This window comes from Phenylobacterium terrae (assembly GCF_042681205.1).
GTDB classification, from domain to species: domain Bacteria; phylum Pseudomonadota; class Alphaproteobacteria; order Caulobacterales; family Caulobacteraceae; genus Phenylobacterium; species Phenylobacterium terrae.
The window spans coordinates 509744-522177 of record NZ_JBHUEY010000001.1 but is presented as its reverse complement, the minus strand read 5'-3'; the positions used below and the strand labels follow the sequence as shown (position 1 = coordinate 522177).

The window sequence follows — 12434 nt, the reverse complement described above, 5'->3', positions numbered from 1 at the left end:
AACTCTCCGCCGCTTCGCGCCGGGCGCGGCTTCGCCGCGCGCCCCTCACCCAACCCTCTCCCCGCGAGCGGGGAGAGGTCAGGCCCGGTAGACTGACGCAGCGTCCGCGCCGCATCCTCCCCGGAGGGAGGACCCGCGATGGACCAGCGACTGCCCAGGGCCTGCATCATCGGGGCCGGCTGCTCCGGCTTCACGACCGCCAAGCGCCTCCAGGACCTGGGCGTGCCGTTCGACTGCTTCGAGATGAGCGACGACGTCGGGGGCAACTGGTACTTCAGGAACCCGAACGGGCTCTCGGCCTGCTACGAGAGCCTGCACATCGACACCTCGAAGTGGCGGCTGGCGTTCGAGGAGTTCCCCGTCCCAGCCGACTGGCCCGACTTCCCGCACCATTCGCAGTTGCTGCAGTACTTCCGCGCCTACGTGGACCACTTCGACCTGCGCCGGAAGATCACCTTCAACACCCGCGTGGAGCTGGCCGAGCGGACGGGGGAGGGCCTTTGGGCCGTCACCCTCTCCACCGGCGAGCGGCGGCTCTACGATGTGCTGTTCGTGTGCAACGGCCACCACTGGGACGCCCGCGTCCCCGACTATCCGGGCGCGTTCGACGGCCCCGCCTTCCACGCCCACGACTACCGCGATCCCTTCGATCCGGTGGACATGCGCGGCAAGCGGATCGTCGTCGTCGGCATGGGCAACTCGGCGATGGACATCGCCTCCGAGCTCTCCCAGCGGCCGATCGCCAGGACCCTCTGGGTGGCCGCCCGCCGGGGCGTCTGGGTGCTGCCGAAGTACATCGACGGTCGGCCGGCCGACAAATCCGCCATGCCGCACTGGATGCCGCGCAAACTCGGCCTCTCGCTGGCCCGCAAGAAGATCAAGAAGACCATCGGGCGGATGGAGGACTACGGCCTGCCCAAGCCCGACCACGAGCCGCTGGAGGCCCACCCCTCCGTTTCCGGCGAGTTCCTGACGCGGGCCGGCTGCGGCGACATCAAGTTCAAGCCGAACATCGCCGAGCTGATGGGCGACAAGGTCCGCTTCGAGGACGGCAGCGTCGAGGCGGTGGACGCCATCGTCTACGCCACCGGCTACCGGATCAGCTTCCCCTTCTTCCGCGACCCCGAGCTCCTGCCGGACGCGGAGAACCGCTTCCCGCTCTTCAAGCGGATGATGAAGCCGGGCGTGCCGAACCTCTTCTTCATGGGCCTGGCCCAGCCCCTGCCGACCCTGGTCAACTTCGCCGAGCAGCAGGCCAAGCTCGCCGGCGCCTACCTGACCGGCCGCTACCGCCCGCCGCCGCCGGAGGAGATGACCCGCATCATCGCCGCCGACGAAGCCCTGCACCTCGGCCCCTACTACAAGGCGCCCCGTCACACGATCCAGGTCGACTTCGGCCTCTACGTCCACGACCTGATGAAGGAGATCCGGCGCGGAGAGGCGCGGGCGAAGGCGGCGGGCTGGGCGCTGCCGGTGGCTGCGCGGACGAAGGCGGGGGCGGAGGCGATGGCGGCGGCGTAGCCCGTCTCCGCTTGACACTGACCGTCGGTCAGTAGTTAATGACCATCGGTCACTAAGGAAGGCCGATGGACAAGCCGGTACGCCGTCGTCTGAGCCCGCAGGTCCGCAAGCTCGAGATCATCGAGGCGGCCGAGCGGCTGTTGCAGGCCCACGGCTCGCGGGTGCGGGTCGAGGACGTGGTCCGCGAGGCGGGCGTCGCGAAGGGCACCTTCTTCCTCTACTTCCCGACCTGGGACGACCTGCTCGAGACCGTGCGCGACCGGCTGGTCTCGGAGTTCGACGCCGCCTATCCGCTGCCGACGGAAGCCGAGGGCCCGATCGACTGGCCCGCGCTGGTGGAGTGGCAGGCGGGCGCCTTCGTCGATTTCACCCTTTCGCGGCGGGGCCTCGGGGAGGCGGTGTTCCACTCCGACTTCGCCGAGCGGCGCCCGCTCGCCGACCACGCCAATGTCCGGCTCGCGGCGGTCATCCGCGCCGGCCAGGAGGCCGAGGCGTTCGGCCCGGTCGATCCGGAACCCACCGCCCGGCTGCTGTTCGCGGCCATCCACGAGGCCGCCGACGCGGTCGCCGCCGGGGCCGACCGGGACGCCATGGTCGCCGCGCTCAACACCCTGCTCCGACGCGCCCTCGCGCCTTGAGCAGCGCACCGCAGGAGGAAAGCCCATGAACGAAAGCGTCGTGAACGTCCGCTACATGGTCGGCGACGTGCAGGCGGCGGCCGACTGGTATGTCGACAACTTCGGCTTCAACCGCCTGCCGAACGCCTCGCCGGCCTTCGCGGCTGTGGAGCGCGGGCCGCTGCGGCTGCTGCTGAGCGGCAAGTCCAGCTCCGCCGGCCGGCCCATGCCCGACGGCCAGCAGCCGGCGGCCGGAGGGTGGAACCGGTTTCAGCACCTCGTCGAGGATCTGCCGGCCGAGGTCGAGCGCCTGCGCGCCAAGGGCGTGAAGTTCCGCAACGACATCGTCACCGGCCCCGGCGGATCGCAGATCCTGGCCGAAGACCCGTCGGGCAACGTCGTGGAGCTGTTCCAGCCGGCGGCCTGGTTCTGAGCCGCTAGCCCTGCTTTCCGCGTCCCGCAGGCCAGGTCCGCCGCGCGACCCAGGCCCAGGCGATGACCGCGATCGGCGCTCCGATCGGCGCCCAGGCCAGCGCGTCGGCCGGCCCGTCCACCAGCAGCGCGAAGACCAGGCCCACGAGGCTGACGAGGGCGAGGACCGCCGGGGCGAAGAAGATCTCGTGGGCCCGCTTGGGCTTCTCGGGACGGCTCATTCGGCGGCCTCGCGCATGGCGAAGGCGGGCTCTGCGCCGCGCTCGAGTTCGGCCAGCCGCGCCTCGACCGAGGTGCGCCTGCGCCCGAGCCACAGGTAGAGGCCGCTGCCCAGCACCACGATGGTGACCACCGTCAGCAGGGCCCAGAGGATCTTCATCGGCATGCCGCCGTAGTCGCCGAAGTGCAGCGGCTGTGAGACGAACAGGGCCACCGCATACCAGGGCATGTCGCGCATGGCGGTGAGCTGGCCGGTCTCGGCGTCGATCAGGGCCGGCTTCAGGACCCGCGATGTCAGCGGCGTCTCGCCGTGCATGAAGACGGCGTAGTGGTTGCGGCTGGAGAAGGGCGTCCCCGGATAGGCGACGATCTGGGGCGTCATCCCGGGCGCGGCGGCCCGGGCGGTCTCGACCGCGGCGTTGACGGACGCCAGGTTTGTCGCCGGCGGCTTGTCCCGGTAGGGCGCGGTCATCTCGGCCAGCTGGTCCGCCTGCCACAGGTGCAGGATGGGCGTCGCCAGGGTGTTGATCAGGCCCGTGCCGCCGACCACCAGCGCCCAGGCCATGGTGGTCACGCCCAGGAGGTTGTGCAGGTCCAGCCACTTGATCCGCGCGCTGCGGCCCTCGCGCACCGCCCCGAACGGCAGGCGGCGCATGAAGGGCGCGTAGACCACCACGCCGGAGACGATGGCCGCCACGAACAGCCCGCCCATCAGCCCCAGGAACAGGGTGCCCGGCAGCCCGGCGAACATGTCGTAGTGCAGCCGGAAGAGGAAATACATCACTCCCTCGGTCAGCGGCGGGACGTCGAGCAGCTGGCCGGTTCCGCCGTCGTAGGTGGCGATATGGCCCTCGACCGCGTCGATCGTGGGGGCGGTGGTCACATAGACGACCGGCTCGTCCTCCTCGAAGCTGACGTACTGGACGACCTCGCCGGGCCGGCGGGCCAGCGCGTCGGCGGTGATGGCGTCCAGGCTGGCGGGCGCCGTGCCCGGGGCGAGTTCGGCCGCCTCCGGGGCGCGGCCGAGCAGGTGCTCGATCTCGTGGTAGAAGATGAGCGGCAGGCCGGTGATGCACAGCATCAGCAGGAAAGCGGTGCAGACGAGGCTGGTCCACTTGTGGACGAGGTACCAGCCTTTCACGGTCGCCCGGCTCATCATGGTCAGAAGTCCGCTTGCAGCCCCACCTGGATGGTCCGGGGCGTGAGGATGGTGGCGCTGTCGTCGAAGAAGGTCGCGCCGGGATAGAGCATCACCGGGCCGGTCTCGTCGAAGACGTTGGCCACCGAGGCGAAGACCTTGACGTTCCCGACGCGGTACGCGGCGCGCGCGTTGGCCGTCCAGAAGGCGTCGACCTCGCCGCGCGGGTCGTTGTCGATGGCCGTGTGGTAGCCGCCGCTGTAGCGGGCGTCGGCGCCGAACTCGAAGCCGCTCTCGTGGCGGTAGTCGACGCCGAGGTTGAAGCTGAGCGAGGGCGAGCGCGGCAGCTCATGCCCCTCGATCCCTGAGTTCGGATACTCGGTCACCTCGGTCTGCAGCAGGCCCACCGCGCCGAACAGCTCCAGTCCGGGCGCGGCCATGTAGCGGGCGCTGACCTCGGCGCCCAGCGTCTCGGCCTCGTCGGCGTTGCGCACCACGTAGGACCACAGGTCCGGGTCCGGGTTGAGGTCGAACGGCAGCTGGATGTCGCGGTAGCGGTCGTAGAAGACGTTGCCGGTCAGGTTCAGCCGCCCGCCGGCCAGCGAGGCGCGCGCAAAGGCCTCGTAGTTCCACACGAACTCCGGCTTGTAGGTGTAGCTGACGAAGGGGACCTCGTAGGTGAAGCCCGCGCCCCCGCCGTTGTAGCCGCGCGAGGCCAGCACCCCGACTGTGACGTCGTCGCTGAGCCGCCAGGCGAGCGAGGCCTTCGGCAGGAAGACCTCGTAGGTCTCGTCGAAGTCGATCAGGAAGGGCCCGACGCCGCCGGTGCGCTCGCGCTCCTCGCGCTCCAGCCGCCCGCCGAGGGTGAGCTCCAGCTCAGGGGTCAGCGCGACCAGGCCTTCGGCGAAGGCGGCGTAGGTGCGGGTGGAATCGTCGAAGGTCCCGCCGCCGAACAGGTCGATGTATTCGTCCTGCTCGGCCTTGAAGACGTGGGCGCCGACGAAGCCGCGGATCCGGTCGCCCGCGGCGCCGAAACGGACGCGCGGCTCCAGCACCCACTCCTCGCCGTTGATCTCGGCGTTGCCGTCGCCGGGCAGGGCGTAGCGGCGGACCCGAAGGTCGGTCCCCGAGGCCAGCATCTCGAAGGTCAGGCCCGGCCCGAAGGTCTGCGAGGCCTCCAGGATGGCGCTGGTCGCCCGCGTCCCGAACACCGGCTGGAACGGGTAGGAGGCGACGTGGTCGTCGAAGGGATAGGTGACGTCCGCCGTCTGCGGCTCGTGGGCGTCCAGGTGCGAGACGGTCAGCAGCGCCCGGAAGCCGGGCAGGGCCTGCGGCGTGAACAGCAGCTTGCCGCGCAGCGCCAGGCTCTCGGACTCGCCGGGATCCTCGATCCCCGGATAGCCGGTGAACTCGACGAAGCTGTCGCTGCGCCGCCAGTCGGCGGCGAGGCGGAAGGCCAGCTGGTCGTCCAGCAGCGGCCCGCCGACCGCGCCCGACACCTGCTGCGTATCGCGGCTGCCGGCCAGGATGCGCGCCGTCCCCGACCAGTCGAAGGTCGGGTCGCGGGTCTTGACGATCACCGCCCCGGCCACCGCGTTGCGGCCCTGCAGCGTGCTCTGCGGCCCGCGGAACACCTCGACCCGCTCGACGTCCCACAGCGTCGCGTCCGAGAAGATGGCTTCGTTGTGCGAGAGGGTGCGCCCGTCCACCTGGTGGTTCAGCCGCGGCCGGGTGCCCGCGAAGAAGGCGTCCGCCCCCTGCGCCGGGCCGGTGCCGTCCAGCCCGCGGATGGCCGGGGCGAAGTTCGACGGCTCGACCGTGACCACGTTGGGGATCTGCGAGAGCAGATCGCTGGTGGTGACGATGTCCGTCCGCCGCTCCAGCTCGCGGCCGTCGGTGACCGACACGCTCGAGGCGGTGTCCTGCAGCGAGCGGGTGGTCTTCTCGCCGGTGACCACGATCTCGGACAGCGCGACGTCCTGGGCCAGCGCCGGCCCGGCCGCGACCGCTGCGGCGATCGCGACGAGCGAGGCCGAGGCCCGCAGCGCCCGCCGCGCGCCCGACAGCCGCTCCGGCCCCGATCGCGCCACAACCCGCAAGATGCCCCCCGAGACGCTCATCGCTTCCCCTAGTTCAGAATGAGAATGACTATCATCTGCGGCCTCTAGTGTCGACTGGGCGACGGGTCAAGGCGGGCGCGTGGAGGTTGGGCGCCGATCAGCGCCTGACGCGGGCCTCGGGTCCGGTCACCGGCGCCGCTCGGCCGCCGGCCCGCCGGGACCGCCCCGACCGTCAGCCACCAGCGGCGTCACTCGCGCCTCTGGCTTCTTCGTGCGCCAAGTACCCCGCCCACGATCACCATTGCGCACAAGCAAAGAGCAGCCATGAAGGCGGAGGCGCCCCAGAAGCGGCGCATCGGGCTGTCGTAATAGGGCGGATACGCCGGCCATCCGAAGGAGATGGCGAAAGCCAGGTGAGCGATGCCCAGGACGGTCGCCGTGTTCGCTGCGCCCTTGGTCAGCTTGGCGGGCGACAGCAACGTCGCGACGAGGACGCACCAACCCACCCCCGCGAAGAGGGCCACCACTCCGAAGAGCGACTATCCGAGATCACGCGCAGCACCCAGGCTCAGACTGAGCGAGCCGCCGCAGCGAACCAGATCGCCGACACCGCGAACCACAAGGCGAAGTGTCGCCGCGAACGGGTCACCAGTCCTTCGCGGTCGCGTAGCTGTCGCTGAGAAACACGAGGTTCACGCTCCATCCCGCCCCATTGTCGTAGAGGAAGGTTCGGAAGAAGAGCGGGCAGTTCTCGCCTCTGACCATGTACACGAGTTCGTAGAAGGCCGGCGTGACTTGGTTTGTTCGCATCCGCTGCCAGTCGCGAACGGGACCGCAGTATTTGACCGCGCTCTCGGTCAAGGCGATCATCTGCTCCAGGTCCGCCTGCTTCTTCGTCATGACTGTTCCTGCGAACAAGTCGGCGTAGCCTTGCGCGACCTGCCCGCCGCGAAGGCTGGCCAGGAAGGCCTCCAGCTTCGCGACCCCCGCGGCCGGCGCCTCCTGGGCGCGGACGACTCCTGGCGCAGCCAAGGCGATTGCGGCTGCGACAACAGCAAAGAGACGCATCGGTACCCCCCCCTCGACCTCAACGCCAAGCTTAGCAGTCGCGCCCGGACCCGGATAGCGCGTCCTTACCCATTCCCATCGCCGCGGCTCCGCTCGGCGGCCGGCCCGCCCGCCCGGGCCAGGTTGTAGGCCGTGTCCACCAGCGCCAGGTGGGAGAAGGCCTGGGGGAAGTTGCCGAGCAGGCGGCGGGCCTTGGGGTCGTACTCCTCCGCCAGCAGGCCGACGTCGTTGCGGATGGAGAGCAGGCGCTCGAACAGGGCCTGACCCTCGTCTCGGCGGCCCATGAGGATCAGGTTGTCGGCCAGCCAGAAGCTGCAGGCGAGGAAGGCGCCTTCGCCCGGCGGCAGGCCGTCGTCATCGGCCTCGGTGTCGTAGCGCAGGACGAAGCCGTCCCTCGTCAGCCGCTCCTGGATGGCGCGCGCGGTGCCGACCACGCGCGGATCGTCGGGCGGCAGGAAGCCCACCAGGGGGATCAAGAGGGTGCTGGCGTCCAGCGAGCCCGAGCCGAAGCTGCGCGTGAAGGCGCCGAGCGTCTCGTCGAACCCCTGCCGGCAGACGGTCCCGTGGATCTCGTCGCGCAGGGCCCGCCAGCGGTCCGCCGGCCCCTCCAGCCCGAACCGCTCCACGGACTTCACCGCGCGATCGAAGGCGACCCAGGCCATGACCTGCGAGTGGGTGAATCGCTTGGGCCCGGAGCGCACCTCCCAGATGCCCTCGTCGGGCTCGTCCCAGCAGGATTCCAGGTGCTCGATCAGCTGCACCTCGAACGGCCAGCTGGTGTCGATCCCGTCGACGCCGGCCCCCCGCGCCTGGTGGATGGCGTCGAGCACCTCGCCGAACACGTCCAGCTGGCGCTGCTTGAAGGCGGCGTTGCCGATCCGCACCGGGCGGGCGCCCTCGAAGCCGGGCAGCCAGTCGGCGGTCCACTCCATCAGCCGGTGCTCGCCGGCCACACCGTAGGCCGGCTGCACCTTCTTGGGATCGCCCGCCAGGGCGCGCAGCAGCCAGTCGCGCCAGGCCTGCGCCTCCTCCCGATACCCGGCGTCGAGCAGGGTCAGGAGGGTGAAGGTGGCGTCCCTCAGCCAGCAGTAGCGGTAGTCCCAGTTGCGCCCGCCCGCCCAGCGCTCCGGCAGCGAGGTGGTCGGCGCGGCGATGAGGCCGCCGGTGGGCCGGTAGGTCAGGGCCTTGAGGGTGATCAGCGAGCGCCTGACGGCCTCCGACCAGGGCCCCTCCACCTCGGCGCGCCCGGCCCACTCGGCCCAGTACCGCTCGGTCGCCTCCAGCGAGGCCTCCGCATCGACGCTGTCGGGGCGGGGCGTGTGGGAGGGGAAGTAGGTGAGGACGAAGGTCGCCTGCTGGCCGGCCCGCAGGCTGAACGCCATCCGCCACGGCTGACCGTCCGCGCCCCGGAGCGGCGGCGTGGTCTCCAGCCGCACCGCGTGCGGGCCGGCCAGGGCCACGAAGCCGTCCTCGTGCGCCTGGATCAGCGGCGCGATGCGACCGTAGTCGAAGGCCAGCTTCAGGTCGGAGCAGACCTCCACCTCGCCGCGCTCGCAGGCGACGATCCGCACCAGGTCCGAGGCCTTGTGGCGCAGGGGCATGAAGTCGGTGACCAGGAGGAGGCCGCCCGCCGTCTCGAAACGGGTCTCCAGGATGAGGGTGTCGCCCCGGTACCGACGCGAGGTCGAGACCACCTCGCCCGCCGGCTGCATCAGCCAGCGGCCGTGCTCGGGCTCGCCCAGCAGGGCGGCCAGGCAGGCCTCGGAATCGAACCTTGGCCAGCACAGCCACTCGATGGCGCCCGAGCGGTGGACCAGGGCGGCGGTCTCGCAGTCGCCGATCAGGGCGTAGTCGCCGATGTCGCGCACGGCCCGGCTCATCGCCGTCCCAGCCGCAGGCCGGCGGCCAGGCCCGCCAGGGTGAACAGGGCCGCGCCGGCCGCCGCCACGGCGAGCCTCACGTCGGGCCCGTGCGCGAGGATGGCCCGCCCCTTGGCCTCGGCCCCGAAGGGCCCGCGGACGGCGTGCAGTCCCTCGGCGGGCGCGAACAGGTTGCCGGGGCGCTCGGCGGGGGCGGGGGCGCCGGTGAACTGGCCTTCCCAGGCCTTGCGGGCCATCAGCCGGTCCATCAGGGCCGGCGCCAGCGCCTGGCCCAGGATCGCCTGCAGGGTCGAGCCCGCCAGCCAGTAGTCGCGGCGCGGATGGACGGCGGCGTGCAGGATGGCCGCCGCCGCCGTCTCCGGCCGGTAGACCGTGCCCACCGGTCGCGGCTCCTCCGGCAGGTGGGTGCGGGCCCAGGTGAACTGGGGGGTGTTCACCGCCGGCAGGTGCACCTCGGTGATCCGGATCGGGCTGTTCTCGTGCAGCAGCTCGGACCGCAGCGAGCTGATGAAGCCGCGGACGGCGTGCTTGGCCGCACAGTAGGGCGCCTGCAGGGGGATGCCGCGAAAGGCCAGCGCCGAGCCGACCTGGACGATGACGCCGCGGCCGCGCGGCCGCATCGCATCGAGCGCGCTCAGGATGCCGTGGACCGAGCCCAGGTAGGTGACCTCGGTCACCCGCCGCACCTCCTCGGCGGGGAGGCGGCTGATGGGCGAGAAGACGGTGGCCATGGCCGCATTCACCCACACATCGATCGGCCCGAGCTCGGCCTCCACGCGCGCCGCCGCGGCCCGCACCGCCCCGGCGTCGGCCACGTCCAGCGGCAGGACGAGGGCGCGGACGCCGAGGGCCTCGACCTCCTTCGCGACGTCGCCCAGGGCCTCGGCGCTGCGCGCGATGAGGCCCAGGTTCGCGCCCGCCCGGGCGGCGGCCTGCGCCACCGCGCGGCCGACGCCGGCCGAGGCCCCGGTGACGACCACCGTCTTGCCGGCAAGCGCCGGCCCGCCCACGTCCCGGTCCAGCGAAACGCCCATGGAGGCCCTCCCGGTGTGCTGCTGAAGAGCGGCCTGGAGCCGCCCCCTTCTAGTGCGCGGGCCGAGGGCGGGGTTGCGGGACGGCGGTCGCCCAAATCGAGGCCGTCGATGGCCGGCATCGATTCTTTCGCTTTGCCCAATCGGAATCGCGGGTCGCCTAATGGCGTCCAAAAGGGAGGACACCCGATGGACGACGCCAGCCCGCTCTCCGACAAGAGGAAGGAACCCGCCGCGCTCCGCTCCCTGCTGGGGCGCACCAACCGCGACTGGTGGCCCAACCAGCTGTCGCTGGAGATCCTTCACCAGCACGGCGCCCACGGCGACCCGATGGGCGAGGACTTCGACTACGCCGCGGAGTTCCAGACGCTCGACTACGCGGCGGTGAAGCGCGACCTCACCGCGCTGATGACCGACAGCCAGCCCTGGTGGCCGGCCGACTACGGCCACTACGGCCCGTTCTTCATCCGCATGGCCTGGCACAGCGCCGGCACCTACCGCACCGGCGACGGCCGCGGCGGCGCCTCGTCGGGCGCCCAGCGCTTCGCCCCGCTGAACAGCTGGCCGGACAACGCCAACCTCGACAAGGCGCGCCGGCTGCTGTGGCCGATCAAGAAGAAGTACGGGCGCAAGCTCTCCTGGGCCGACCTGATGATCATGGCCGGCAACGTCGCCTTCGAATCCATGGGCGCGCCGGTGTTCGGCTTCGGCGGCGGCCGCAAGGACGTCTGGGAGCCGCTGCGCGACATCTACTGGGGCACCGAGGAACAGTGGGTCGGCCAGGAAGGCAACCTGACCCGCATCGACGAGGAGTCCGGACGGGCGCTGGAGAACCCGCTGGCCGCCATCCAGATGGGCCTGATCTACGTCAATCCGGAAGGCCCCGGGGGCAATCCGGACCCGCTGAAGTCGGCCCGGGACATCCGCATCACCTTCTCGCGGATGGGCATGAACGATGAGGAGACCGTCGCCCTGACCGCCGGCGGCCACACCTTCGGCAAGGCCCACGGGGCCGGCGACGCCTCCAAGGTGGGCGCCGAGCCCGAGGGCGCGGACATCGCCCAGCAGGGCCTCGGCTGGCAGAGCGGCCATGAGACCGGCATCGGCGACCACACCATCACCAGCGGCATCGAAGGCGCCTGGACCCCCACGCCCATCAAGTGGGACATGAGCTTCTTCCACATGCTGCTGGACTACGAGTACGAGCTGGTGAGGAGCCCGGCCGGGGCCAAGCAATGGCAGCCCATCAACCCGAGGCCCGAGGACCTGGCCCCCGGCGCCCACAGCCCCGAGCGGCGCGTTCCGACGATGATGACCACGGCCGACATGGCCTTCAAGATGGACCCCGAGTACCGCAAGATCTGCGAGCGGTTCCGCAACGACCCGGACGCCTTCGCCGACGCCTTCGCGAGGGCCTGGTTCAAGCTCTGCCACCGCGACATGGGGCCCAAGTCCCGCTATCTCGGGCCCGAGGTGCCGGCCGAGGACCTGATCTGGCAGGACCCCATCCCGCCGGTCGACCACCCGCTGGTGGACGCCGCCGACATCCAGGCCCTGAAGGGCAAGCTGCTGGCCAGCGGCCTGTCGGTCGCCGACCTGGTGCGCACCGCCTGGGCCTCGGCCTCCACCTACCGCAGCTCGGACCACCGGGGCGGCGCCAACGGCGCGCGCATCCGCCTGGATCCGCAGCGGGGTTGGGAGGTGAACGAGCCGGAGAAGCTCGCCCGCGTCCTCTCGGTGCTCGAGCGGATCAAGGCCGAGTTCGACGGCTCCGCCGCCGGCGGCAAGAAGGTCTCCATCGCCGACCTGATCGTGCTGGGCGGCGTGGCGGCTATCGAGAAGGCCGCCCGCGACGCCGGCCGCAACGTCGAGGTCCCGTTCATGCCCGGCCGCATGGACGCCTCGGCCGAACAGACCGACGCCGAGAGCTTCGAGGTGCTGGAGCCGAAGGCCGACGGGTTCCGCAACTACCTGCAGGTCCGCTTCAGCGTGCCGACGGAGGAACTGCTGATCGACCGGGCGCAGCTCCTGAACCTCACCGCCCCGGAGATGACCGTGCTGGTCGGCGGCCTGCGCGTGCTGGGCGCCAACCACGGCGGCTCGAAGCACGGGGTGTTCACCGACCGGCCCGGGCAGCTGACCAACGACTTCTTCGTCAACCTGCTCGACATGGGCACCGCCTGGAAGCAGGTGGACGACCGCGGCGACGAGGTCTTCGTCGGCACCTGCCGCAGGACCGACGAGGAGAAGTGGACGGCCACCCGCACCGACCTGGTGTTCGGCGCCAACGCCCAGCTGCGGGCGCTGTGCGAGGTCTACGCTTCGGACGACGCCGGCGAGAAGTTCGTGCAGGACTTCATCAGCGCCTGGACCAAGGTGATGAACGCCGACCGCTTCGACCTGCCCAGGTCCCAGCGGCTCCACCGGGCGGCGTGACTCGGGGGGCGCGCGCCCCCTCCGTCTCGTCG

Annotated in this window: 11 protein-coding genes; 4 read left to right on the top strand and 7 right to left on the bottom strand. The window is 71.2% G+C overall.

Annotated elements, in window-relative coordinates; genetic code table 11:
- Positions 1–138: 138 nt before the first annotated feature.
- From ACFSC0_RS02575 to ACFSC0_RS02565, 3 genes are all read left to right on the top strand, one after another.
- Positions 139–1521, top strand: coding sequence for a flavin-containing monooxygenase (locus ACFSC0_RS02575; protein WP_377280676.1), 1383 nt, complete (start codon positions 139–141; stop codon positions 1519–1521).
- 65 nt (positions 1522–1586) lie between these two features.
- The gene (locus ACFSC0_RS02570; RefSeq protein WP_377280677.1) at positions 1587–2159 is read left to right on the top strand and encodes a TetR/AcrR family transcriptional regulator; all 573 of its coding nucleotides are present in this window, start codon (positions 1587–1589) and stop codon (positions 2157–2159) included.
- 25 nt (positions 2160–2184) lie between these two features.
- Complete coding sequence (locus tag ACFSC0_RS02565; RefSeq protein WP_377280678.1) at positions 2185–2571, top strand: VOC family protein; 387 nt, start codon at positions 2185–2187, stop codon at positions 2569–2571.
- A 4-nt stretch (positions 2572–2575) separates the two neighbouring features.
- Here ACFSC0_RS02565 and ACFSC0_RS02560 read toward each other — a convergent pair whose 3' ends face one another.
- The 7 genes from ACFSC0_RS02560 to ACFSC0_RS02530 all read right to left on the bottom strand — a co-directional run bounded on the left by ACFSC0_RS02560 (position 2576) and on the right by ACFSC0_RS02530 (position 9969).
- Entirely contained in the window at positions 2576–2791 is a 216-nt protein-coding gene (locus tag ACFSC0_RS02560) for a hypothetical protein (protein WP_377280679.1), read from the bottom strand.
- Positions 2788–3945, bottom strand: a complete 1158-nt coding sequence (locus ACFSC0_RS02555; RefSeq protein ID WP_377280680.1) for a PepSY-associated TM helix domain-containing protein — start codon at positions 3943–3945, stop codon at positions 2788–2790. The genes ACFSC0_RS02560 and ACFSC0_RS02555 overlap by 4 nt, the downstream gene beginning before the upstream one ends.
- 5 nt (positions 3946–3950) lie before the next feature.
- Complete coding sequence (locus tag ACFSC0_RS02550) at positions 3951–6047, bottom strand: TonB-dependent receptor (RefSeq protein ID WP_377280681.1); 2097 nt, start codon at positions 6045–6047, stop codon at positions 3951–3953.
- Positions 6048–6235: 188 nt separating this feature from the next.
- Complete coding sequence (locus ACFSC0_RS02545; protein WP_377355059.1) at positions 6236–6511, bottom strand: hypothetical protein; 276 nt, start codon at positions 6509–6511, stop codon at positions 6236–6238.
- A gap of 121 nt (positions 6512–6632) precedes the next feature.
- A complete protein-coding gene (locus tag ACFSC0_RS02540; RefSeq protein ID WP_377280683.1) occupies positions 6633–7055 on the bottom strand; it encodes a hypothetical protein in 423 nt (140 codons plus the stop codon).
- Positions 7056–7120: 65 nt separating this feature from the next.
- On the bottom strand, positions 7121–8935 hold the full coding sequence (locus ACFSC0_RS02535; protein WP_377280684.1) for a glycoside hydrolase family 15 protein: 1815 nt from the start codon (positions 8933–8935) through the stop codon (positions 7121–7123).
- Positions 8932–9969, bottom strand: a complete 1038-nt coding sequence (locus ACFSC0_RS02530) for an SDR family oxidoreductase (RefSeq protein ID WP_377280685.1) — start codon at positions 9967–9969, stop codon at positions 8932–8934. Before ACFSC0_RS02530 ends, ACFSC0_RS02535 begins: the two co-directional genes overlap by 4 nt.
- Before the next feature lie 186 nt (positions 9970–10155).
- Here ACFSC0_RS02530 and katG point away from each other — a divergent pair, with 186 nt between their 5' ends.
- Entirely contained in the window at positions 10156–12402 is a 2247-nt protein-coding gene (katG, locus tag ACFSC0_RS02525) for a catalase/peroxidase HPI (RefSeq protein WP_377280686.1), read from the top strand.
- The last annotated feature ends 32 nt before the right edge of the window (positions 12403–12434 follow it).